Genomic DNA, 22,236 nt, shown 5'->3' with positions numbered 1-22,236 from the left:
GAAAAGGCCAAAGAAAAGCTGGATATCCGTGCCAGTGCGATGTAACAGGGGTGCCGGGTTTCTCGGGTCATGTATTTGCCTTATTCATTCGACAGGTGGACGACGGTTTGACCCGAATTGCATGGGACGGCGCGCTGTCGTCCCGAAGCGGATTTCAGGAGGCGGTTTCGCTATGATGTTCAAGACTGACAACAAAATGCGGGCAGGTCTCTCTGCTCTGGCTCTCATGATTGGCGCGGCCATGCCGGCTGCCGCTTTCGCGCAGGATGCGTCCAACGCAGCTCCGGCCGATGGCGGTGGTGACCCCAACCAGCCGCGTCTGGGCTGGTACAAGACCTGCACCAAGCAGGACGATGCCGATATCTGCATCGTGCAGAACCTGATCATGGCCAACAACGGCCAGCTCGTGACGGCTGTCGGCCTCATCTCCGTCGACGGCAAGGTCAACCGCAAGATCCTGCAGATCTCCGTTCCGACAGCTCGCCTCATCCCGCCTGGCATCACCATGCAGGTCGATGGCGGCAAGGGCCAGAAGCTCGATTACGCCGTCTGCCTTCCAGACAAATGCACCGCGGAAGTCCCCGTCACGGACGCGATGATCGCTTCGCTGAAGAAGGGTACCGACGTCACCTTCACCTCGGTGAACTTCCGTCGCGCTCCGAACCCGATCAAGATCTCGCTGACCGGCTTCGGCGCCGCTTTCGACGGCCCGGCGATCTCCGACAGCAAGCTTGCCGAAAGCCAGAAGAGCCTGCAGGACAGCATGCAGAAGAAGGCCGAAGAAGCACGCAAGAAGCTCGAAGACGCGCAGAAGGCTGCCAAGCAGCAGTAAGCTGACGATAGTCTGGTTTCATGAGAAAAAGCCCGGAGCGATCCGGGCTTTTTCTTTGAGCTAATGGCGAAATAGGATGTTCGGAAGCCAAAAAAAAAGGAAGGCGTTGGGAGCGCCTTCCTTTTGGAATAGGATATATTTTACCCGCGTTTAATGGGCAAAGCTCATCTTGGGCTTGAGCTGCCCGGTCGGGGCCTGGTCGAAGATCTGAGCGACCTGCGGATTGCGCAGTGGAACGCCGCTCTCATCGTTGATGAGGTTCTGCTCCGATACGTATGCGACATATTCCGTCTCGTCGTTTTCGGCGAGAAGGTGATAGAAGGGCTGGTCCTTATCGGGGCGCACTTCCGCGGGAATGGAATTCCACCATTCCTCTGTATTTGCGAATTCCGGATCGACATCGAAGATGACACCGCGGAAGGGGAACATCCGGTGTCGAACCACGTCGCCAATATTGAATTTTGCGTTTCGTTGTTTCATGGCACGACTTCCTTTCAAGCAATCATGTGGTGACTTTCACCACTGATATCAAGGATTTTGCCCCCATTCCTTCATTGAACTGTCACATTCGGCTCGGTTCTACTCCGAGCAACAGCTCAATGTGAAGACGATATTTGGAGGGACGCCTGCCACCGGCTTCCTCATTATGAAGAAAGCCCCGGCAAGGCCGGGGCTTTCGCAACTTGTATCAGACCGAATAGTACATGTCGTATTCGACCGGATGCGGGGTCATTTCGAAGCGCATGACTTCCTGCATCTTCAGTTCGATGAAGGCATCGATCTGATCGTCGTCGAAGACGCCGCCGGCGGTGAGGAACTTGCGGTCCTTGTCCAGGCTTTCCAGCGCTTCGCGCAGCGAGCCGCACACAGTCGGGATCTTCTTCAGCTCCTTCGGCGGCAGATCGTAGAGATCCTTGTCCATGGCCTTGCCGGGATGGATCTTGTTCTTGATGCCATCGAGGCCGGCCATCAGCATGGCGGCGAAACCGAGGTAGGGGTTGGCGGTCGGGTCAGGGAAGCGGACTTCGACGCGCTTTGCCTTCGGGTTCGAGCCGAACGGAATGCGGCAGGAGGCGGAACGGTTGCGAGCCGAATAGGCAAGCAGAACCGGAGCTTCATAGCCTGGGACGAGACGCTTGTAGGAGTTCGTCGACGGGTTGGTGAAGGCATTGATCGCCTTGGCATGTTTGATGATGCCGCCGATGTAATAGAGGCAGCTCTCGGACAGACCTGCATATTCGTCGCCGGCGAAGGTCGGCTTGCCGCCCTTCCAAATCGACTGGTGAACGTGCATGCCCGAGCCGTTGTCGCCGAAGATCGGCTTCGGCATGAAGGTTGCCGTCTTGCCGTAGGCATTGGCGACCTGATGCACCACATACTTATAGATCTGCATCTTATCGGCGTTGCGCACCAGCGTGTCGAACTTGATGCCGAGCTCGTGTTGGGCGGCGGCGACTTCATGGTGATGCTTTTCGACGACGACGCCCATTTCGGTGAGAACCGTCAGCATTTCGGAGCGCATGTCTTGGCAGCTGTCGATCGGCGGGACCGGGAAGTAGCCGCCCTTGATGCGCGGACGGTGGCCGAGGTTGCCGGTCTCATAGTCGGTGTCGTCGTTGGACGGCAGTTCGCTGGAGTCGAGCTTGAAGCCGGTGTTGTAGGGATCGGCCTTGTACTTCACGTCATCGAAGACGAAGAATTCGGCTTCCGGGCCGAAGAAGGCGGTGTCGCCGATGCCGGAGGCCTTCAGATAGGCTTCGGCCTTTTTGGCGGTGCCGCGCGGATCGCGGTTATAGGCTTCGCCGGAGACCGGATCGAGGATGTCGCAGAGGATGACCATGGTGGACTGCGCGAAGAACGGGTCCATGTGAACCGTATCCGGATCGGGCATCAGCACCATGTCGGATTCGTTGATGGCCTTCCAACCGGCAATCGAGGAGCCGTCGAACATGACGCCATCGGCGAACATGTCCTCGTCCACACAGACGATATCCATCGTCAGGTGCTGCAGCTTGCCCTTCGGATCGGTGAAGCGCAGGTCGACGAACTTGACGTCGTTATCCTTGATTTGTTTCAAAATTTCGCTTGCGGTCGTCATTAAATTACTTCCCTTGACTTAGATGACGATTAAACGAGCCGCGGCCGAGAATGGGCCGGGCAGATTAAATGGCGTCGATACCCGTCTCACCGGTGCGGATTCGAATGACTTCTTCCACGTTGGAAACGAAAATCTTTCCGTCGCCGATACGGCCTGTTTGCGCAGCCTTGCGGATGGCCTCGATCACCGCTTCCGCATTTTCGTCCGCCAGTACAACTTCGACCTTCACCTTCGGCAGGAAGTCGACGACGTATTCGGCGCCACGGTAAAGCTCCGTATGGCCCTTCTGACGACCGAAGCCCTTCGCTTCCGTGACGGTGATGCCCTGCAGACCGACTTCCTGAAGGGCTTCCTTCACTTCGTCGAGTTTGAAGGGCTTAATGATCGCTTCGATCTTTTTCATGAGAAAATGTCTCTCCGCTTCTCCTGATACAGCAGGACTACTCCCCGCTCGGCCAACGTGATGCACGTAGCATGCCAATTGAGGACGAACCGCTGTAAAAAATCTCGGCGAATTCGCACCGAGACGATGAATTGATGAGGATTTTTCGGAAAAATGGAAGCGATTTCGCGCGGAAATGCGTGGGATAAGCAAAATTTCGCAAAAAAGAGCCATGCGCGACAGGTTTGTGCTTCGGCAAGGCCTTGAATGTTATTGTTTAATTATTGTGCAAATGCATATTTATAGACCAAAATGGTCGCTGCAATAGCGGTTGTTTTTGAGGCAGATTTCGCATCTATAATATCCGCCATGATGTTGCCGCTCGCCGATCTGCTCCTCACACCTGATGCCATGTCTGCCGTCGATCGCGCTGCGGCCGCATCCGGCATTGATTCCTATGGGCTTATGGAGAAGGCAGGGCAGGCGGTTGCTGCCGTCGCGCTCCGGCACTTTCCGGGAGCCGTCCGATATATCGTTCTCTGTGGGCCGGGAAACAATGGCGGCGACGGCTATGTGGCAGCGCGCGGGCTGAAAGAGGCCGGGGCCGAAGTGCGGCTTTTCCATCTGGGCGATCCCCGGCGGCTCAAGGGCGATGCTGTCAGTGCCTTTGCTGATTGCCCGGTCGAGGGTGAGACGATCGAGGGCTTTATTCCACTGGCTGGCGACGTCGTCATCGATGCGATCTTCGGCGCGGGTCTCTCACGACCGGTTCCGGATGACGTTGCTGCCACTATCGCTCGCGTCGCGGCTGCGGATATTCCCGTGATTTCAGTCGATCTTCCGTCCGGTCTCGATGGTCGCAGCGGTCAGATTCTCGGTGCAGCCTTCCATGCCGCGCGCACGGTGACCTTCATGACGCGCAAGCCGGGCCACCTTCTCTTGCCCGGTCGCGGCCTGTGCGGAGAGCTGGAGGTCTTCGACATCGGCATTCCCGACCGCATCGTTCGCGCCCATGCCGACCGCTCGCTCGCCGAAAACAAGCCGGCACAGTGGCAGGCAGCCATACCCTCGGCAGGCGTCGAGACGCACAAATACAAGCGAGGCCATCTCGTCGTCTTCTCTGGTGGGCCGAACGCGACAGGTGCCGCGCGCATGTCCGCCATGGCCGGGCTAAAGGCTGGGGCAGGGCTCGTCACCATCGCCTCGCCGCCCGAAGCGCTTGATGTCAATGCCGGCCCGCTGACGGCAATCATGCTGCATGCCATCGCTGATGAGACCTCATTGCGCGAATGGCTTACCGATAAACGTCTTTCGACCTTCGTTCTTGGGCCGGGCTTCGGCGCCGGCGAGAAGGCGCGGCAATTCTGCCTCGCGCTCGCGGATCGCCACCTGGTACTGGATGCGGACGGCATCACCTCGTTTCGCGACGAGCCGCAACGGCTGTTCGATGCCTTTGCTGAGGGACAGACACGCTTGGTGCTGACGCCCCATGAGGGGGAATTCGCGAGACTTTTTCCGGATATTGCTGCGGACGAAAGCCTGAGCAAGATCGACAAGGCGAGAGCGGCGGCTGCCAGAGCACATGCCGCCATCATCTACAAGGGTGCCGATAGCGTGATCGCCGCTCCGGACGGCAGGGCACTGATCAACGCCAACGCGCCTCCCTGGCTTGCCACTGCCGGCTCCGGCGACGTGCTCGCCGGCATTGTCGGCGGCCTGATGGCGCAGGGGGCGCCGGCCTTCGAGGCCGCCGCCGCCGGTGTCTGGCTGCATGGTCTTGCCGGCCAACAGGCAGGCAAAGGGCTGACCGCCGAAGACCTGGTGGCAGCCGTCAAACCGCTATAGCGCTATTTCGCCACTTCCTGCTGCAAGGCAATCGCACCAGGCGGCGCATTTACCTTGCCCTCATGGATCATGAAGGCGAAGACATCACGCGGTTCCGCCTTGACCTTGCGTTTTGCATCGATCAGCGGCAGATCATCAGGCACATTGCCTTTCGCCCATGTTTTCAGGCGATCCGCCCAGGCTTTCAGATCCTTCGGCGGATAGCAGGTCTCGATATCATCCGATCCCTTCTGCAGGCGGGCATAGACGAAGTCGGCCGTGACATCCGCAATCATCGGATACTCGAAATGCTCGGCGCAAACGGGCGCAACATTGTATTTTTCGAGCAGCGCAATGAATTCCGGCACCTTGAAGGAATCGTGCCGGACTTCCACGACGTGTTTCAGTGCAAGACCATCCTGCTTCGCCGGCAGCAGCTTCAGGAAAGCCTCGAAATCATCCGGATCGAATTTCTTCGTCGGTGCGAACTGCCACAGCAGCGGGCCGAGATGATCACCGAGTTCGCTGATACCTGACTCCAGAAACTTCTGCATGGATTCACCGGCTTCGGAGAGGACACGGCGATTTGTGACGAAACGGGTCGCTTTCAAGGAGAAGATGAACCCGTCAGGCACGTCAGCCGCCCATCTGGCAAAGACCTCGGGCTTCTGCGTACTGTAATAGGTGCCGTTGACCTCGATCACCTTCAGCTGGCGGCTGGCATAATTCAGCTCGTCCTTCTGTTTCAGCGTGTCAGGATAGAAAGTCCCGCGCCACGGCTCGAAGGTCCATCCGCCGATACCTGTGCGGATTTCGCCCGCTTTGGTCATTCTCTCCTCCTTGGCCATTCGGCCGGATAACCTTACTCTGCTGCCGCAACCTTCTTTACCGGACGCCGCTCCAGCAACTCCTTCAGGAACTGCCCCGTATAGGAGCGCTTTTCCCTGACGATCGTCTCCGGCGTGCCGACAGCCACGATCTCGCCGCCGCCATCGCCGCCCTCCGGACCGAAATCGAGGATCCAGTCGGCAGTCTTGATGACTTCGAGATTGTGCTCGATGACCACGACGGAATTGCCTTGATTGACCAGTTCGTGCAGCATTTCCAGAAGTTTGGCGACATCGTGGAAGTGCAGCCCGGTTGTGGGTTCGTCGAGGATGTAGAGCGTGCGGCCCGTCGATCGCTTCGACAGTTCCTTGGCTAGCTTGACGCGCTGCGCCTCGCCACCCGAAAGCGTGTTTGCCTGCTGTCCCACCTTGATATAGCCGAGGCCGACATCCTTCAGGCTCTGCAGCTTGTCGCGCACGGCGGGAACGGCCGCAAAGAAATCGACGCCTTCCTCGACCGTCATGTCGAGCACGTCGGCGATCGACTTGGTCTTGAAGGTGACGTCGAGGGTCTCGCGATTGTAGCGTTTGCCGTGACAGACGTCGCAGGTAACGTAGACGTCGGGCAGGAAGTGCATCTCGATCTTGATGACGCCATCGCCCTGGCACGCCTCGCAGCGGCCGCCCTTGACGTTGAAGGAGAAGCGGCCGGGCTGATAGCCACGCGCCTTGGCTTCCGGCAGTCCGGCAAACCAGTCGCGGATCGGCGTGAAGGCGCCGGTATAGGTCGCCGGGTTCGAACGCGGGGTGCGGCCGATCGGCGACTGATCGATGTCGATCACCTTGTCGATATGTTCGAAACCGTCAATGCGGTCATGATCGGCCGGGATTTCGCGGGCGCCCATGACGCGCCGTGCCGCCGACTTGTAAAGCGTCTCGATCAGGAATGTCGACTTGCCGCCGCCGGAAACGCCCGTAACGGCCGTGAAAACGCCGAGCGGAATGGACGCCGTAACGTTCTTGAGGTTATTGCCTCGTGCGCCGACGACCTTGATTTCCTTGCCCTTCTTGGGCTTGCGGCGTTCGTCCGGAACCGGCACGCCAAGCTCGCCGGAAAGATATTTACCCGTCAGTGACTTCGGGTTTGCCATGATGTCCTGCGGCGTACCATGCGCCACCACCTGGCCGCCATGGACGCCGGCCGCTGGGCCGATATCGACGACATCATCGGCCGTCAGGATCGCATCCTCGTCATGCTCGACGACGATCACGGTGTTGCCGATATCCCGCAGGTGCTTCAGCGTTTCCAGCAGGCGGGCATTGTCGCGCTGATGCAGGCCGATCGACGGTTCGTCGAGCACATAAAGAACGCCGGTAAGGCCCGAGCCGATCTGTGACGCCAGCCGAATGCGCTGGCTCTCGCCGCCGGACAGCGTGCCGGAATTACGCGACAGGCTCAGATATTCGAGGCCGACATCGTTGAGGAAGCGCAGGCGATCGCGGATTTCCTTGAGAATGCGGACCGCAATCTCGTTTTGCTTGTCAGTGAAAGTACCCGGCAATGCATCGAACCAGTCACGAGCAACGCGGATCGACATCTCCGATACCTGGCTGATGTGCAGCTTGTCGATTTTAACCGCCAGGGCTTCCGGCTTCAGGCGATAGCCGTTGCAGGCCGGGCAGGGTGCTGCCGACATGAAGCGTTCGATCTCCTCGCGCGCCCAGGCGGAATCTGTTTCCTTCCAGCGGCGCTCGAGGTTCGGCACGATGCCTTCGAAATTCTTGTGCGTCGTGTAGGAGCGGGCACCGTCGGCATAATGGAATTCAATCTTGTCTTCCGTGCCGTTGAGGATGACATCCTTGGCCTTGTCGGACAACTCATTCCAGCGGTTGCCGAGCTTAAAGCCATAATGCTTGCCGAGCGCTTCCAGCGTCTGATTGTAATAGGGCGAGGTCGACTTGGCCCAGGGAGCGATCGCGCCATCGCGCAGCGTGCGCTCGGGTTCCGGCACGATCAGTTCCGGATCGATCTTCTGCTGCGAGCCCAGGCCGTCACAGGACGGGCAGGCGCCGAAGGGATTGTTGAAGGAGAACAGGCGGGGTTCGATCTCCGGAATGGTGAAGCCCGAAACGGGGCAGGCGAATTTCTCCGAGAACAGCACGCGCTCATGCGTTTCATTCAGCGACTTGTTGGCGGAACCACCGGCAGCGGTCTCCTCCGGCGGCAGCGGTTTGTCGGCGAATTCCGCGACCGCAAGACCGTCGGCAAGGCGCAATGACGTCTCGAAGCTATCCGCAAGACGCGCCGCCATGTCGGGACGCACGACGATGCGGTCGACCACGACATCGATGTCGTGCTTGTACTTCTTGTCGAGCGCCGGCACATCGGCGATCTCGTAGAACTGGCCGTCGACCTTGACGCGCTGGAAGCCCTTTTTCATGAGCTCCGCCAGTTCCTTCTTGTATTCGCCCTTACGCCCGCGCACGAGCGGCGCGAGAATATAAAGCCTTGTGCCCTCCTCGTAGGCGAGAACGCGGTCGACCATCTGGCTGACCGTCTGGCTCTCGATCGGCAGGCCGGTGACCGGCGAATAAGGCACGCCGACGCGCGCAAACAGCAGACGCATATAGTCGTAGATTTCGGTGACCGTGCCGACCGTCGAGCGCGGATTGCGCGAGGTCGTCTTCTGCTCGATCGAAATCGCCGGTGACAGACCGTCGATCTGGTCGACATCAGGCTTCTGCATCATTTCGAGGAACTGGCGCGCATAGGCCGAAAGGCTTTCGACATAGCGGCGCTGTCCCTCGGCGTAGATCGTGTCGAAAGCAAGAGACGACTTGCCGGAGCCCGAAAGGCCGGTCATGACGATCAGCTTGTTGCGTGGCAGGTCAAGATCGATGCCCTTGAGATTGTGCTCGCGCGCACCACGTATGGAAATAGTCTTCAGTTCGCTCATCGTCGTATGCAGGTCCTTTGGGGTCTGCCTTTATTTAGTGATGTCAGCCCGCGAGTCGAGGCTGAAATGAAGGGTGAAGCCGGGTTTTCGATTCCGTTGACATCATCATAAGGATAAATTAGAACAAATAAAGAACAAAATTATCGCGGCGATTTCTTTGTGGATGAACGGAACTGGGACGGCCGCGTAAATAGCACCTGATGCCTGCAATGGGGTAAGGTGTTCGGATAGAATTTCAAAGCCGTCGATGGGCGGCAAGCAGGGTGGTGTCATGGCCGGTAGTGTGAACAAGGTAATTCTGATTGGAAATCTCGGGGCGGACCCCGAAATTCGCCGCACGCAGGACGGCCGCCCGATCGCCAACCTCAATATTGCCACCTCGGAAACCTGGCGCGATCGTAATTCCGGCGAGCGCAAGGAAAAGACCGAATGGCACCGCGTCGTCATCTTCAATGAGGGCCTCTGCAAGGTCGCCGAGCAATATTTGAAGAAGGGCGCCAAGGTCTATATCGAAGGCGCGCTGCAGACGCGCAAATGGCAGGACCAGAACGGTCAGGATAAGTATTCGACCGAAATCGTGCTGCAAGGCTTTAATTCGACGCTGACCATGCTCGATGGCCGTGGCGAAGGCGGCGGTGCCGTCGAAGGCGGAAGCCGTGGGGGCCGCGGCGGCGGTGACTTCGGTGGTGGCTACGGCGGCGGTGGCGATTACGGTGGCGACGATTACGGCCAGTCCTCGTCGCAGGGCTCGTCCCGCAGTGGTGGTGGCAATCGTGGCGGTGGCAGCCAGGGCGGCGGCGGCAACTTCTCGCGCGATCTGGATGATGACATTCCGTTCTAAGGAGATGGCGAACGGATATGGAAATTAAAGCCATCCAAATGTTTCCTTGAAAAGAAGGTGTTGCCCGTAGAGGGAACATTGCAGTGCTTTCCGCGGCAATGCTTGTCAGAGACCTGCCGGCGTTCCGCGATGTTTCATATGAGAGAGAGACCGCTCTGCGGCAGTCTCTCCATAGTCGTTGGGTAAAAACGGCTCTCGTCAGCCACTCTGAACAGTGGCGGCAGCCTTTCGGATGACATCGATTACGACATCAGGCTTGGAGAGCATTGGCACATGACTGCTCGCCACCTCAGTGACATGCGCCCCCATGCGCTTCGAAACCCGGCGCTGCAGATCGGGTTGTACAGTATGGTCTTCGGTTGCGAGCACATACCAGCTCGGCTTGGTTCGCCACGCGACCTGGTCGGCCGTTAGCTTCTGTTGGTTGAGCACGTCGGCGTCAGGCGCGAAATGGGTCGCCCAGACCAGATTCTGCTCCTCTTGCGAAAGGTCCCCACAAAAGAACTGGGTGCCGGTTGGCAGCAACCAAGCACGGTTGTCAGCGATCTCAACATAGCCGAAGATGTCCGAAGGATATTTGTTGAGTTGGTCCTGAGCGGTTTCGCCAACATCAGGGGCGACGGCCGCGATATAGACAAGGCCGACCACGCGTGGGTCGATGCCGGCCGCCGTAATGGTCGCACCACCATAGGAATGACCAACGAGGATGACGGGGCTGCCGACGCGGTTGAGCGTGCGCTTGATCGTCGCCACATCCTCTTCGAACGAATCCAGCCCGTATTGGACGGCAATGACCTCATGGCCATCCGCCTGCAAGACCGGGATCACCTTGCTGAAGCATGAGCCATCCGCCCAGAGGCCATGGCAGAATACGATGGTAGGCTTGGATGCTATAGACATTTTGTTTTCTCCTTCGTTGCTTTCAGTGCGAAGGTAGATTTCGCTTCCATCTGCGACAAAGACTTTGTACGTTTGACCTATGCCTTGGAAGTATAGCGAGGACCGGATGGAACTCCGCCATTTACGCTACTTCATTGCGGTTGCCGAGGAGGGAAGCTTGTTGACCGCTGCCCAGCAGCGACTGCACACCTCGCAGCCATCATTGAGCCGGCAGATTCGCGATCTCGAGTCCGAAGTCGGTGTTCAGCTATTGGAGCGGCAGGCGCGCGGTGTTGTGCTCACCGATGCGGGGCGTGTTTTTCTGGATTACGCTCGGCTGGCACTTCTGCAGGTCGAGGCTGCGATCGAAGGCGCCCGGCGGACGGCACAGCCGAAAAGGCCCGCACTCGCCATGGGGTTTCTGGTTGGGCTGGAGGTCACGTGGCTGCCTCACCTATTGCGCATGATCCGCGAGGAGGCGCCGGAGACCGAAGTCACGCTGTGTAGTCTATCCTCCCCGGAGCTTGCCCTTGCGTTGATGCGCGGGAAGTTGGATCTAGCCTTCCTTCGCCCCGAGAAACAGAGTTTGGGTCTATCCTTCAAATTGCTGGCGAAAGAGCCTTTGCTCGCCGTGCTGCCGGCGGGTCATCGCTTGGCATCGCGTAAAAAGATTCGGCCGGAAGATCTTGCCCGCGAAATTTATGTCAGTTCGGCGAGAACGTCTCCCGTATTGCAAGCTGTGATTCAAGATTATGCAGCGAGTGCGGGGATCGTGCTTAAGGCAAAATACGAGGGCGAGAACATATCGTCGGCAATGTCGCTCGTTGCATCTACGGGCGGAGTTACTCTTGTCCCTCTTTATGCACAAAATATGCTGGCACCAAACGTTGTTGCCAGAGCGCTGGAAGGTGTGCCTCCGACAGTTGATCTCACTCTGGGGTACAACGAGGCAAATCCCTCTCCCTTGCTCCGCCAGCTTTTATCGCGTGCGGATGAGTTGGTCGAAAATGTGCAAAATCAGAGCATCATTCGTTACGCGGAAGCTTTGCAATAGGAGCGGGTTCTGAGCCGGCAACGGTGGCGGCAACAGCAGGGGCGACACAAGGGAGGTGGTGCGCGATCTGGATGACGATATGCGTTCTGAGATGATGGTACTCGATTGAGTTTCGACCCCATTTGGCGGGTTTTCCAATACCAATTCGTCCTTGCTTTCCATCTCAAGCGGCTGGGTTGTCAGTTGATCTATCCTGCGCAATGGTAACCCCTTTGAGTTCCATTAGAATAGATTCACACGCATTGATGGTTTGAATAAGATTTTTCTCGGTGAGAATGTGCGTTCTGGAAATCTCATCGCGCAGATAAATGAACAGAATTTTCTTGTTGAGATCACCCTCGGTGACAATGCTCATTGATGCATATTCGCTGTCCTTGTGGTCGCGCAGATACACCGTCTTGAGAAACGTATAGCCATACCTTTTGAAGACTGATCTTATTATGCTTTTTAACATCGAGAGCTCCGAGCGCCTTCAGTTACCGAGTATCCCGGCTCATCGAATAAACCGCCGGATCGACGCGCTTTTCATGAAAGGGCGAGCGCCGCTTTTGCCCCATCCACGACGAACTGCGCGGCAAGCGCCGCAAGGATGACCCCGAGCAGCCGGGTGAGAATGGCGCGGCCGGTGGCGCCGAGCATTCGGTCGAGCCTGTCTGAAATGGCAAGGGCCGCAAAGACCAGGGCCAGATTGACAGCGATGACGCCGATCAGCTGCGCGCGGTCGAGCGTCGTCTGTAGCGAGCCGGCCAACAGAATGGTGGCCGAAATGGCGCCGGGACCGGCGATCAATGGCAAGGCGAGGGGAAAGACTGCGATATTGCGGATGTGATCCTTGGTAATGGCGACTTCCGTCGTCTTCTCTTTTCTGTCCTGCCGCCGCTCGAACACCATTTCGAAGGCGATCCAGAACAGCAGCAAGCCGCCGGCAATGCGGAACGCACCGATGGAGATGCCGAGCACACCAAGCACGCTCGCGCCGAACAAGGCGAAGGCCGCAAGGATGAAGAAGGCGATCAGCGATCCGCGTAGCGCCACCTGCTTGCGTTCCGCCCGGTTCATGCCGGCCGTAAGTCCGATGAAAAGCGGTGCGAGCCCCGGCGGATCGACAGTTACGAGCAGAGTCGTGAAGGCATTGATCAGCGTATCTGCGCTCGCCATATAGTCCCCGAAGCTTGTTTTATCGCTGTTATCAAGCATTGTTATGCGAGGAATGGGCTTTCGCAAAGGGTCATGAATCGGCGTCGATGGATTTCGCCATGGAAATGTTCGATTCCATGGCTTAAAGGGGCAAAACCTGTTCAAAAACACCGGCCCAAATTGGCGCTCGCCAGGCCTTTCGGCTATAAATTTCGCAGTGATTCTAAAAGAGATCGTGATCTGTTTTGACTGAGCAAACACCACCCGGCGGCGGGAAGCTCCCGCCAGGCATCGAGCCGATTTCCATCATGGAGGAAATGCAGCGGTCGTATCTCGATTACGCCATGAGCGTGATCGTCAGCCGCGCGCTTCCCGACGTTCGTGATGGTCTGAAGCCCGTTCATCGGCGCATACTCTATGCGGCGCATCAGAGCGGCTATCACTGGAACCGTAAATATGTGAAGTCGGCCCGTCCCGTCGCCGACGTCATGGGTAGCTACCACCCGCATGGCGACGCTTCGATCTATGACGCCTTGGTACGCATGGCGCAGGATTGGTCGATGCGCGTGCCGCTTATCGACGGGCAGGGCAATTTCGGCTCGATCGACGGTGATCCGCCAGCGGCGATGCGTTATACGGAATCGCGCCTGACGAAGGTTGCCCACGAGCTTCTCGAGGACATCGACAAGGAAACCGTCGATTTCCAGGAAAACTATGATGCGACGACGGAAGAACCAAAGGTTCTGCCGGCGCGCTTTCCGAACCTGTTGGTCAACGGGTCCGGCGGCATCGCCGTCGGCATGGCGACCAACATTCCGCCGCATAACCTCTCCGAAGTCATCAACGGCTGTATTGCGCTGATCGATAATCCGGCGATCGAGCTGCCTGAGATGATGGAGATCATCCCCGGTCCGGATTTCCCGACCGGTGCGAAGATCCTCGGCCGCGCCGGCATCCGTTCCGCTTATGAGACGGGCCGCGGCTCCGTCGTCATGCGCGGTGTCGCGACGATCGAGCCGATGCGCGGTGATCGCGAGCAGATCATCATCACCGAGGTTCCCTATCAGGTGAACAAGGCGTCGATGATCGAGAAGATGGCCGAACTCGTACGCGAGAAGCGCATCGAGGGCATCTCGGACCTGCGCGACGAGTCCGACCGCCAGGGCTATCGCGTCGTCGTCGAACTCAAGCGCGATGCCAATGCCGACGTCATCCTGAACCAGCTTTATCGCTATACGCCGCTGCAGACCTCCTTCGGCTGCAACATGGTGGCGCTGAACGGCGGCAAGCCCGAGCTGATGAACCTGATGGACATGCTGCGCGCTTTCGTGGCGTTCCGCGAGGAAGTCATCAGCCGCCGCACGAAGTATCTGCTGCGCAAGGCGCGCGATCGTGCCCACGTCTTGGTCGGTCTGGCGATTGCTGTCGCCAATATCGACGAAGTCATCCGCGTCATTCGCCAGGCGCCGGATCCGCAATCAGCCCGCGAAGAGCTGATGACGCGCCGCTGGAATGCTGCGGATGTCGAATCGCTTATCCGGCTAATCGATGATCCCAGGCATCGTATCAACGAAGACGGAACCTACAACCTCTCGGAAGAGCAGGCGCGCGCCATTCTCGAATTGCGTCTGGCACGTCTGACGGCTCTCGGCCGAGACGAAATCGACGAGGAGCTCAACCAAATCGGCGCGGAAATCAAGGACTACCTTGATATTCTCTCGTCGCGTGCCCGCATCCAAACCATTGTAAAAGAAGAGCTTGCCGCGGTTCGCGACGAGTTCGGAACACCGCGCCGCACCGAGATCGTCGATGGCGGTCTCGAGATGGACGACGAGGATCTGATCGCCCGTGAGGATATGGTCGTCACCGTTTCCCATCTCGGCTATATCAAGCGCGTACCGCTGACCACCTATCGTGCGCAGCGCCGCGGCGGCAAGGGCCGCTCCGGAATGACCACCCGTGACGAGGATTTCGTTACCCGGCTATTCGTTCTCAATACGCATACGCCGGTCCTGTTCTTCTCCTCTCGCGGTATTGTCTACAAGGAAAAGGTCTGGCGGCTGCCGATCGGTACGCCGACATCGCGCGGCAAGGCATTGATCAACATGCTGCCGCTGGAGCCCGGCGAACGCATCACCACGATCATGCCTCTGCCCGAGGATGAGGATAGCTGGGATAATCTCGACGTCATGTTCACGACGACGCGCGGAACCGTGCGTCGCAACAAGCTGTCGGATTTTGTGCAGGTCAACCGCAACGGCAAGATCGCCATGAAGCTCGAGGAGGAGGGCGATGAAATCCTCTCCGTCGAGACTTGCACGGAACATGACGACGTTCTGATGACGACGGCGCTCGGCCAGTGCATCCGCTTCTCGGTTTCGGATGTGCGCGTTTTTGCCGGCCGCAATTCGATCGGCGTGCGCGGCATCACGCTTGCACCAGGCGATCGCATCATCTCGATGACCATCGTCCGCCATGTGGATGCCGAGCCCTGGGAGCGTGCCGCCTATCTCAAGCGCTCCGTCAGCGAGCGCCGCTCTGCAACGGGCGATGACGAGGAGATTGCACTGGTCGGTGAAGAAGTCACCGAAGAGGGACAGCTCAGTGACGAGCGCTACGAGGAGCTTAAGGCTCTCGAGCAGTTCGTACTGACAGTCTCGGAAAAGGGCTTCGGCAAGCGGTCGTCTTCTTACGATTTCCGCATCTCCGGCCGCGGCGGCAAGGGCATCCGCGCCACCGACACGTCGAAGACGGGCGAGATCGGCGAACTCGTCGCCGCCTTCCCGGTCGAAGATGGCGATCAGATCATGCTCGTCTCGGATGGCGGGCAGCTGATCCGCGTCCCCGTCGGCGGCATCCGCGTCGCCAGCCGCGCCACCAAGGGCGTCACCATCTTCTCCACTGCGAAGGATGAAAAGGTTGTGTCCGTCGAGCGTATCAGCGAACCGGAAGGCGACGAGGATGATGCCTCGGCAGCCGAGGACGATGCTGTCGCCGGTGACGCGGGAGAGGCTGGTGAAGAGGGCGGCAGCGAAGAGTAAAATTCGCTGAACCGGGCCGCACAAACCGCCAGCTGATCAGCTGACCCACGAAACTGAAGGATTTCAATCGCATGAGCTTGATAACAGGCTCATGCGATTGCTTTTGGGAACGTTGCTCGATCTTGAGTTCATCGCCGATTATCCGGCCGTTCTATTATTCCGCTTGTCCGTTGTCCTGCGAAAAGGGCGGCAAAACCTCCAGGCTCTCCCGATCCAGCTGCGCAAAAACCTCGTCGTACCCGAAGCGGAAATGCCAGCCGAGGACCGTGCCCGCGGATTTCGATGCGTAGACGCGATCGATATTTTGAGGCAGCGGCCAATTTTGCTGGGCGAATTTCGCGGTAAGGCCCGGCGCGCGCAACTGGATGACGGAGGCGGCGTCGACCGCGAGTGCCTCGCAATCTTCCGGTTTGAACAGCGTGCTGGCGGAAACGATATGTCGTTGAAAATCTTTACCGCCGTTTGTCAGTGCCGCGACATGGGCATCCGCGACGTCGCGGATATCGACGCCGCGATGCAGGCGATGAACAGCCATCACGTTGGCTGGTTCTGGAAAACTTCGAGACATGCGTAAAACGCGGACCTGCAAATCCGGGCCAGCCATACCCTTAAGGATCTGCTCGGCTTCCAGTTTCGTGCGGTGATAGATGCTTTTCGGTTGCGGCACGGTGTCTTCATCGACCCATGTGCAATGACCGGAAACGACCGCGCGACCATAAAGTGCCGTCGTACTGGTAAACACCAGTCGCTTAACACCGGCAGCCAGCGCCGCCTCCGCCAGCCGCCGTGTTCCGCCCACATTGATGCGGCGAAATTCTTCGTCGGAAACCGTCCCGACATGAGGGGCATGCAGGGCCGCGCCGTGGATGATCGCATCCGTACCCGTCAGCGCCTGGCGCAGCAACGCCGCATCGGTAAAATCTCCGAGGAGATGCGTCGTCGAAAACGGCGAACGATCGATGCCTATCACCCTGTGGCTTGGTGTCAGCGCATTAAAGATCGCCCGGCCAAGTCGCCCGGAGCTGCCTGTCAGGACAATGCGCATCTTGATCCCTCGATGAACCGCGACCACCATAGCATGGTTGAAGCGTCTGGCGCGCTTCCTCCTGCAAAATCATGCTTTTGCGTAGAGACGACAAGGTTTGGGGGAGAGGATTTATTTGTAACGGCAATAAAAAACCGGACGCTGGCGGGGAAAGCGTCCGGTTCAGGGTCCATCCGAGCATATGGCGGGGAGAGATGCTCGGTACGCGGAGATCAGAGCGTCTTGTGACGCTTATGCAGCCTCTTGCTTTCTTCGCTTTCGCGATGAAGCGCCGAAATGGTGGATGCGACTGACACGACAAACATGATGCTGATGAAAAGTGTAAGCAGCGTCAAAATTGTGAACATGATCGCTCCCTCCTTTGGTGGGACTAGCGTTCAGATCCCTTAGTACTGGCTAGAGGCAACGAAGGGACGAGCCGAAGCGAAGGGACCGTAGATCTTCGACTGGTCGGGTTTCTGATCGTAAAGCGCAACGGTTGCTGCAAGCATTCCCGAAATCATGGCCATCCAAACAAAGTTAATAAGGGTGATCTTGTCGGGCATACTCTTCTTCCTTCTTGCCGCAATGTGCAATTTGAGTTTCGGACTGTTAACGCGGCGTTTCCCAAATGGTTCCGCCGATATTGAGAGCTATCTAGCAATGCGCATCTGAAGCGACCTTGAATGCCTTGTTCATCTGGCGTTCAGATTCGCGATGCGTTTTACGCATGGCAGTGGCGATTTCTTGGGCAAAATCGATACCTTTGCCGTTTTCCGAGGCGGAATCCCATTCGATCTCATAATTGTCGGCGAAAAGATGAACGAGGTATTCGACGAAAAATGAGCCGATGATGGCGCCTGCGATGATGAAGACGAGCATGGCATGATGTCCCTGAAACCGAGATCGGCGAGCCGTTGAAGCAGGCCCGTTTCGATGTTGATGTCAGTAGAGCATTGTCGAACTGAAACGGCGTTGAACGGCGTGTTCATCTGCAGTTCAGAGGCGGCCGCCGGGTTGTAAATCACTTGCGATGCGGCCTCATCCGTGACAAAAGGCGTCGAAACAACGAGCCGGCTTGGTATGACGACAGCCTTCTATCCTGGGTCCTTCGACCCGATGACCAACGGGCATCTGGATGTCCTCGTGCAGGCGTTGAATGTCGCCGCCAAGGTGATCGTTGCGATCGGCATTCACCCTGGCAAGAAGCCGCTTTTCTCCTTCGAAGAGCGGGCGGAACTCATCCGCAGATCGCTCGGTGAGGCTTTGCCACAAAAGGCGGGCGATATTTCCGTCGTCGCTTTCGACAATCTGGTCGTCGATGCCGCCCGCGTCCACGGCGCGACCTTGCTGGTACGCGGCCTGCGTGATGGCACCGATCTTGACTATGAAATGCAGATGGCCGGCATGAACAGGCAGATGGCGCCGGATATTCAGACGCTGTTTCTGCCCGCCGGCACGGCCTCGCGGCCCATAACCGCCACATTGGTGCGGCAGATCGCATCCATGGGCGGCGATGTCAGCGCCTTCGTGCCGTCGGCGGTTCTGGAAGCGCTGAACGGCAAACTCAAAAATAAGGCCAGCGGCAACAGCTGAGCCCAAATCCAATCCCGAACGGAGCATCCATGAAACTCTTTCATATTGCATTGGCAGGATTCCTGAGCCTTGCCGCCTTCGCAGGCAGCGCGTTCTCGGCCGCAGCCGCAGATCTTTTGACCATCCAGCTCAAGGACGGCCCGGTGGTCATCCAGTTGATGCCGGAGGTTGCTCCGAAGCACGTCGCCCAGATCGAAGCGTTGGCGAAGAAGGGTGCTTACGACAACGTCGTCTTCCATCGCGTCATCGATGGCTTTATGGCTCAGACGGGTGACGTCCAGTATGGCAATGTCTCCAAGGGGTATGATCCGAACAAGGCCGGCACCGGCGGCTCCGATCTGCCGAACCTTCCGGCCGAATTCTCCAAGGTTCCGTTCCAGCGCGGCACCGTCGGCATGGCGCGCGCCCAGGATCCGAACTCCGCCAACTCGCAATTCTTCATCATGTTCGCCAATGGCGATTTCCTGAACGGCCAGTACACGGTCGTCGGCAAGGTCGTCTCGGGCATGGAGCTCGTCGACAAGATCAAGCGAGGCGAAGGCCAGAACGGTGAAGTGAGCAACCCAGACAAGATGCTCAAGGTCACTGTCACCAAGAAGTGATTTCACGGGCATGATCCCGAAAGGCGCGGCGCGGCTTTTGGATGAGATCACGCCAAGGCAAGCTGCATGATCCAGGTCAGGATCATGCACAAACAGAGAGAACAAGGAAACGAACATGGCTGAGATCAAGGATCCAGAAAACACCCTCATCCTGGAAACCACCAAGGGCCAGGTTGTCATTCAGCTTCTGCCGCAGGTCGCTCCCGAGCATGTCGCCCGCATCAAGGAGCTTGCGCGCGAAAAAGCCTATGACGGCGTCGTCTTCCATCGCGTCATCGACGGCTTCATGGCCCAGACGGGCGACGTGCAATTCGGCAAGCAGGGTAGCGAAACCTTCAACCCAGGCCGCGCGGGCATGGGCGGCTCTTCCAAGCCGGATTTGAAGGCCGAGTTCTCCGCGACGTCGCATATTCGCGGCACCTGCTCGATGGCCCGTTCGCAGAACCCGAACTCGGCCAACTCGCAGTTCTTCATCTGCTTTGCCGACGCTCCGTGGCTGAACAAGCAATACTCCGTTTGGGGTCAGGTCATCTCCGGCATGGAATTCGTCGACCAGATCAAGCGCGGCGAGCCGGTAAAGGATCCGGATTCGATCGTATCCGCGCGGGTTGCCGCCGACGTCTGATCGTGATTATTCCTGAAACCCGCCTCTTGCGCCGCTGGTGTGAGGGGCGGGTTTCGCTTTGCCTGAATGAACTGCCTGGACCAATTGAATGCGTGTTGACCTTTTCGATTTCGATCTGCCGGATGAGCGTATAGCGCTCAGGCCCGCCGAGCCGCGCGACAGTGCGCGCCTGCTCGTGGTCGATCCGAACGATGGCGCAAACACGCTGAGCGACCATCAGGTGCGGGATCTGCCATCTTTCCTGCGCCCCGGCGATGCTATGGTTTTTAACGATACCAAGGTGATACCGGCGCAGCTGGAAGGTATTCGCCATCGGGAGGGCGCGCCCGGTCAGCAGGTCTCGGCGACGCTGCATATGCGTGCCGCGCCGGATCGCTGGAAGGCCTTTGCCAAGCCCGGAAAGCGCATCAAGATTGGCGATCGCATCCAGTTCGGTCACGGCGAAAATGTCTGCGCGCTTGGTTCGCTCGACGCCACTGTCGAGGAAAAGGGTGAGGGCGGTGAGATTACCCTGCGGTTCGATCTGTCCGGTCCCGCTCTCGATGAGGCGATTGCCAGCGTTGGACATATTCCGCTGCCACCCTATATAGCGGCCAAGCGCCCGGAAGACGAGCGCGATCGCGCCGATTACCAGACGATCTATGCGCGGGAAGAAGGCGCCGTCGCCGCACCCACCGCCGGCCTGCATTTCACGCCATCACTGTTTGCCGCGCTTGATGTCCTCGGCGTCGAGCGGCACTTCGTGACGCTGCATGTCGGCGCCGGCACCTTTCTGCCGGTCAAAGCCGACGATACCGATGACCACAAGATGCATTTCGAGATCGGCTATGTCGATGCAGCGACGGCCGCAAAGCTCAATGCCGTCAAGGCGAGGGGTGGCCGCATCGTCTGTGTCGGCACCACGTCGCTGCGATTGATCGAAAGCGCCGCCGCTGATGACGGCACCATCCAGCCTTGGCAGGGTGCAACGGGCATTTTCATCACGCCCGGCTACCGCTTCAAGGCCGTCGACATGCTGATGACCAATTTCCACCTGCCGCGCTCGACCCTGTTCATGCTCGTATCGGCCTTTGCGGGCCTCGATACGATGCGCGCGGCCTATACCCATGCTATCGAGACGGGCTATCGCTTTTATTCCTACGGCGATGGCAGCCTGCTCCACCGGAAAGACTAGGACGAAATGAGCGAGAGCTTTCAGTTTCAATTGAAGAAGACCGATGGCGGCGCGCGCCTCGGCGAAGTTTCCATGCCGCGCGGGACCATCCGCACGCCGGCCTTCATGCCTGTCGGTACCGTCGGCACCGTCAAGGCGATGTATCTTGACCAGGTGCGCGAGACTGGCGCCGATATCATTCTCGGCAATACCTATCACTTGATGCTGCGTCCGACAGCCGAGCGTGTCGCCCGCCTCGGCGGGTTGCATCAGCTGATCCGTTGGCCGCATCCGATCCTGACCGATTCCGGCGGCTTCCAGGTGATGTCGCTGTCCGGTCTGCGTAAACTCGATGAGCAGGGCGTCACCTTCAAATCGCACGTCGACGGCAGCCTGCATCACATGTCGCCGGAGCGATCGATCGAGATCCAGGGATTGCTCGGCTCCGATATCCAGATGCAGCTCGACGAATGCGTCGCTCTGCCGGCAACGCCGAAAGAAATCGAGCGCGCCATGGAAATGTCGCTGCGTTGGGCGGAGCGTTGCAAGGTTGCCTTCGGCGACCAGCCCGGCAAGGCGATGTTCGGCATCGTGCAGGGTGGCGACGTGCCGGAGCTTCGCGTCCGCTCGGCACAGGCGCTGAGCGGCATGGACCTGAAGGGCTATGCGGTCGGCGGCCTTGCCGTCGGCGAACCGCAGGAAGTCATGCTGCGCATGCTCGAGATCACCTTGCCGGAACTGCCGATGGAGAAGCCGCGCTATCTGATGGGCGTCGGCACGCCGGACGACATCCTGAAGTCCGTCGCGCGCGGCATCGACATGTTCGACTGCGTGATGCCGACCCGCTCTGGTCGCCACGGGCTGGCTTTTACCCGCCGCGGCAAGGTGAATATCCGCAATGCCCGCCACGCCGAAGACATGCGTCCGCTGGACGAACAGTCCAATTGCCCGGCTTCGCGCGATTATTCCCGCGCCTATCTGCATCACCTCGTCCGTGCCAACGAAGCGCTCGGCGGTATGCTGCTCTCCTGGCACAATCTTGCCTACTATCAGGAACTGATGCAGGGCATTCGCCAGGCGATCGCCGAAGGCCGCTTCGCCGATTTCATGGCGGAAACGATAGAAAATTGGGCGAGGGGCGATCTCGAGCCGGTGTGATCCTGCTACGATAAGGATGCGCCACGCGATCTTGCTGCTATGGCGATTTCGCGCTAACAGAAGCGTGTCGAAAAAAGCAGGGTTGGTTTCGGTAGGCCCAACCCCTTCCAGTCTGGAAGCACTGCTCCTTGCCATTGGTGATGAGAGCCCGCGACGCGGAACTTGACCATTGTGGTCGAGTGTCTCGCGTTGGCGTGGGCCGGATC

General features: G+C 58.7%; 22 protein-coding genes. 10 read left to right on the top strand and 12 right to left on the bottom strand.

Annotation, left to right across the window (positions count from 1 at the left end; translation table 11 throughout):
- The first annotated feature begins 172 nt into the window (after positions 1-172).
- The gene (locus PH562_RS08760; protein WP_047633354.1) at positions 173-832 is read left to right on the top strand and encodes an invasion associated locus B family protein; all 660 of its coding nucleotides are present in this window, start codon (positions 173-175) and stop codon (positions 830-832) included.
- 150 nt (positions 833-982) lie between these two features.
- Here PH562_RS08760 and hspQ read toward each other — a convergent pair whose 3' ends face one another.
- The 3 genes from hspQ to PH562_RS08745 form a co-directional block, all read right to left on the bottom strand.
- Positions 983-1,312 carry a heat shock protein HspQ gene (gene hspQ, locus PH562_RS08755; RefSeq protein ID WP_069612159.1) on the bottom strand — a complete coding sequence of 110 codons (330 nt, stop codon included), beginning with the start codon at positions 1,310-1,312 and terminating at the stop codon, positions 983-985.
- A gap of 208 nt (positions 1,313-1,520) precedes the next feature.
- Entirely contained in the window at positions 1,521-2,930 is a 1,410-nt protein-coding gene (gene glnA / locus PH562_RS08750; protein WP_113229899.1) for a type I glutamate--ammonia ligase, read from the bottom strand.
- A 64-nt stretch (positions 2,931-2,994) separates the two neighbouring features.
- Positions 2,995-3,333 (bottom strand): P-II family nitrogen regulator, encoded by a 339-nt coding sequence (locus tag PH562_RS08745; protein WP_015339877.1) that lies wholly within the window; start codon positions 3,331-3,333, stop codon positions 2,995-2,997.
- A gap of 348 nt (positions 3,334-3,681) precedes the next feature.
- Here PH562_RS08745 and PH562_RS08740 point away from each other — a divergent pair, with 348 nt between their 5' ends.
- Positions 3,682-5,157 (top strand): NAD(P)H-hydrate dehydratase, encoded by a 1,476-nt coding sequence (locus tag PH562_RS08740; protein WP_285172692.1) that lies wholly within the window; start codon positions 3,682-3,684, stop codon positions 5,155-5,157.
- Positions 5,158-5,159: 2 nt separating this feature from the next.
- Here PH562_RS08740 and PH562_RS08735 read toward each other — a convergent pair whose 3' ends face one another.
- Together PH562_RS08735 and uvrA are read right to left on the bottom strand one after the other, a co-directional pair.
- Complete coding sequence (locus PH562_RS08735; protein WP_113229897.1) at positions 5,160-5,966, bottom strand: DUF72 domain-containing protein; 807 nt, start codon at positions 5,964-5,966, stop codon at positions 5,160-5,162.
- 32 nt (positions 5,967-5,998) lie between these two features.
- The gene (uvrA, locus tag PH562_RS08730; protein ID WP_285172691.1) at positions 5,999-8,920 is read right to left on the bottom strand and encodes an excinuclease ABC subunit UvrA; all 2,922 of its coding nucleotides are present in this window, start codon (positions 8,918-8,920) and stop codon (positions 5,999-6,001) included.
- 271 nt (positions 8,921-9,191) lie between these two features.
- Between uvrA and PH562_RS08725 the strand changes: the two genes are divergently transcribed.
- Positions 9,192-9,761, top strand: coding sequence for a single-stranded DNA-binding protein (locus PH562_RS08725; RefSeq protein ID WP_285172690.1), 570 nt, complete (start codon positions 9,192-9,194; stop codon positions 9,759-9,761).
- A 198-nt stretch (positions 9,762-9,959) separates the two neighbouring features.
- Here PH562_RS08725 and PH562_RS08720 read toward each other — a convergent pair whose 3' ends face one another.
- Positions 9,960-10,661, bottom strand: coding sequence for an alpha/beta hydrolase (locus tag PH562_RS08720; RefSeq protein ID WP_285172689.1), 702 nt, complete (start codon positions 10,659-10,661; stop codon positions 9,960-9,962).
- 106 nt (positions 10,662-10,767) lie between these two features.
- Here PH562_RS08720 and PH562_RS08715 point away from each other — a divergent pair, with 106 nt between their 5' ends.
- The gene (locus PH562_RS08715; protein ID WP_285172688.1) at positions 10,768-11,694 is read left to right on the top strand and encodes a LysR family transcriptional regulator; all 927 of its coding nucleotides are present in this window, start codon (positions 10,768-10,770) and stop codon (positions 11,692-11,694) included.
- A gap of 163 nt (positions 11,695-11,857) precedes the next feature.
- Here the strand turns inward: PH562_RS08715 and PH562_RS08710 are convergent, their stop codons facing one another.
- Both PH562_RS08710 and PH562_RS08705 read right to left on the bottom strand, forming a co-directional pair.
- On the bottom strand, positions 11,858-12,049 hold the full coding sequence (locus PH562_RS08710; RefSeq protein WP_285172687.1) for a hypothetical protein: 192 nt from the start codon (positions 12,047-12,049) through the stop codon (positions 11,858-11,860).
- A 170-nt stretch (positions 12,050-12,219) separates the two neighbouring features.
- Entirely contained in the window at positions 12,220-12,852 is a 633-nt protein-coding gene (locus tag PH562_RS08705; RefSeq protein ID WP_113229925.1) for a MarC family protein, read from the bottom strand.
- Between the two features lie 224 nt (positions 12,853-13,076).
- Between PH562_RS08705 and gyrA the strand changes: the two genes are divergently transcribed.
- Positions 13,077-15,872 carry a DNA gyrase subunit A gene (gene gyrA, locus PH562_RS08700; protein WP_285172686.1) on the top strand — a complete coding sequence of 932 codons (2,796 nt, stop codon included), beginning with the start codon at positions 13,077-13,079 and terminating at the stop codon, positions 15,870-15,872.
- Between the two features lie 154 nt (positions 15,873-16,026).
- On the opposite strand, the gene PH562_RS08695 is transcribed toward gyrA, so the two are convergent.
- From PH562_RS08695 to PH562_RS08680, 4 genes are all read right to left on the bottom strand, one after another.
- Positions 16,027-16,917: an NAD-dependent epimerase/dehydratase family protein gene (locus PH562_RS08695; protein ID WP_285172685.1), complete on the bottom strand. Its 891-nt coding sequence runs from the start codon at positions 16,915-16,917 to the stop codon at positions 16,027-16,029.
- A 212-nt stretch (positions 16,918-17,129) separates the two neighbouring features.
- Positions 17,130-17,264, bottom strand: coding sequence for a hypothetical protein (locus tag PH562_RS08690; RefSeq protein ID WP_257713997.1), 135 nt, complete (start codon positions 17,262-17,264; stop codon positions 17,130-17,132).
- 39 nt (positions 17,265-17,303) lie between these two features.
- Entirely contained in the window at positions 17,304-17,462 is a 159-nt protein-coding gene (locus PH562_RS08685) for a hypothetical protein (RefSeq protein WP_167078361.1), read from the bottom strand.
- 91 nt (positions 17,463-17,553) lie between these two features.
- Positions 17,554-17,778, bottom strand: a complete 225-nt coding sequence (locus PH562_RS08680) for a hypothetical protein (RefSeq protein ID WP_285172684.1) — start codon at positions 17,776-17,778, stop codon at positions 17,554-17,556.
- Between the two features lie 201 nt (positions 17,779-17,979).
- On the opposite strand from PH562_RS08680, the gene coaD reads away from it, so the two are divergent.
- The 5 genes from coaD (at position 17,980) to tgt (ending at position 22,030) form a co-directional block, all read left to right on the top strand.
- Complete coding sequence (gene coaD, locus PH562_RS08675) at positions 17,980-18,492, top strand: pantetheine-phosphate adenylyltransferase (protein WP_285172683.1); 513 nt, start codon at positions 17,980-17,982, stop codon at positions 18,490-18,492.
- A gap of 29 nt (positions 18,493-18,521) precedes the next feature.
- Complete coding sequence (locus PH562_RS08670) at positions 18,522-19,094, top strand: peptidylprolyl isomerase (protein ID WP_285172682.1); 573 nt, start codon at positions 18,522-18,524, stop codon at positions 19,092-19,094.
- Positions 19,095-19,209: 115 nt separating this feature from the next.
- On the top strand, positions 19,210-19,719 hold the full coding sequence (locus tag PH562_RS08665; RefSeq protein WP_092715425.1) for a peptidylprolyl isomerase: 510 nt from the start codon (positions 19,210-19,212) through the stop codon (positions 19,717-19,719).
- An 88-nt stretch (positions 19,720-19,807) separates the two neighbouring features.
- A complete protein-coding gene (queA, locus tag PH562_RS08660) occupies positions 19,808-20,893 on the top strand; it encodes a tRNA preQ1(34) S-adenosylmethionine ribosyltransferase-isomerase QueA (protein WP_285172681.1) in 1,086 nt (361 codons plus the stop codon).
- 6 nt (positions 20,894-20,899) lie between these two features.
- Positions 20,900-22,030: a tRNA guanosine(34) transglycosylase Tgt gene (gene tgt / locus PH562_RS08655; RefSeq protein WP_113229891.1), complete on the top strand. Its 1,131-nt coding sequence runs from the start codon at positions 20,900-20,902 to the stop codon at positions 22,028-22,030.
- Positions 22,031-22,236 lie beyond the last annotated feature (206 nt).

Source organism: Rhizobium centroccidentale, assembly GCF_030182565.1.
Classification (GTDB): Bacteria; Pseudomonadota; Alphaproteobacteria; order Rhizobiales; family Rhizobiaceae; genus Rhizobium.
The sequence above is the reverse complement of the archived record's forward strand: the minus strand, read 5'-3'. Positions and strand labels throughout refer to the sequence as shown.

Excerpts from the sequence above, each read along its gene's own strand:
- PH562_RS08740 (WP_285172692.1), top strand. The coding sequence starts at position 3,682 with ATGATGTTGCCGCTCGCCGATCTGCTCCTCACACCTGATGCCATGTCT.
- PH562_RS08760 (WP_047633354.1), top strand. The coding sequence starts at position 173 with ATGATGTTCAAGACTGACAACAAAATGCGGGCAGGTCTCTCTGCTCTG.
- PH562_RS08685 (WP_167078361.1), bottom strand. The coding sequence starts at position 17,462 with ATGCCCGACAAGATCACCCTTATTAACTTTGTTTGGATGGCCATGATT.
- PH562_RS08680 (WP_285172684.1), bottom strand. The coding sequence starts at position 17,778 with ATGCTCGTCTTCATCATCGCAGGCGCCATCATCGGCTCATTTTTCGTC.
- tgt (WP_113229891.1), top strand. The coding sequence starts at position 20,900 with ATGAGCGAGAGCTTTCAGTTTCAATTGAAGAAGACCGATGGCGGCGCG.
- PH562_RS08665 (WP_092715425.1), top strand. The coding sequence starts at position 19,210 with ATGGCTGAGATCAAGGATCCAGAAAACACCCTCATCCTGGAAACCACC.
- PH562_RS08670 (WP_285172682.1), top strand. The coding sequence starts at position 18,522 with ATGAAACTCTTTCATATTGCATTGGCAGGATTCCTGAGCCTTGCCGCC.
- hspQ (WP_069612159.1), bottom strand. The coding sequence starts at position 1,312 with ATGAAACAACGAAACGCAAAATTCAATATTGGCGACGTGGTTCGACAC.
- PH562_RS08705 (WP_113229925.1), bottom strand. The coding sequence starts at position 12,852 with ATGGCGAGCGCAGATACGCTGATCAATGCCTTCACGACTCTGCTCGTA.
- PH562_RS08745 (WP_015339877.1), bottom strand. The coding sequence starts at position 3,333 with ATGAAAAAGATCGAAGCGATCATTAAGCCCTTCAAACTCGACGAAGTG.
- PH562_RS08715 (WP_285172688.1), top strand. The coding sequence starts at position 10,768 with ATGGAACTCCGCCATTTACGCTACTTCATTGCGGTTGCCGAGGAGGGA.
- PH562_RS08720 (WP_285172689.1), bottom strand. The coding sequence starts at position 10,661 with ATGTCTATAGCATCCAAGCCTACCATCGTATTCTGCCATGGCCTCTGG.
- PH562_RS08690 (WP_257713997.1), bottom strand. The coding sequence starts at position 17,264 with ATGTTCACAATTTTGACGCTGCTTACACTTTTCATCAGCATCATGTTT.
- PH562_RS08725 (WP_285172690.1), top strand. The coding sequence starts at position 9,192 with ATGGCCGGTAGTGTGAACAAGGTAATTCTGATTGGAAATCTCGGGGCG.
- coaD (WP_285172683.1), top strand. The coding sequence starts at position 17,980 with ATGACGACAGCCTTCTATCCTGGGTCCTTCGACCCGATGACCAACGGG.
- glnA (WP_113229899.1), bottom strand. The coding sequence starts at position 2,930 with ATGACGACCGCAAGCGAAATTTTGAAACAAATCAAGGATAACGACGTC.
- PH562_RS08710 (WP_285172687.1), bottom strand. The coding sequence starts at position 12,049 with ATGAGCATTGTCACCGAGGGTGATCTCAACAAGAAAATTCTGTTCATT.
- queA (WP_285172681.1), top strand. The coding sequence starts at position 19,808 with ATGCGTGTTGACCTTTTCGATTTCGATCTGCCGGATGAGCGTATAGCG.
- PH562_RS08735 (WP_113229897.1), bottom strand. The coding sequence starts at position 5,966 with ATGACCAAAGCGGGCGAAATCCGCACAGGTATCGGCGGATGGACCTTC.
- uvrA (WP_285172691.1), bottom strand. The coding sequence starts at position 8,920 with ATGAGCGAACTGAAGACTATTTCCATACGTGGTGCGCGCGAGCACAAT.
- PH562_RS08695 (WP_285172685.1), bottom strand. The coding sequence starts at position 16,917 with ATGCGCATTGTCCTGACAGGCAGCTCCGGGCGACTTGGCCGGGCGATC.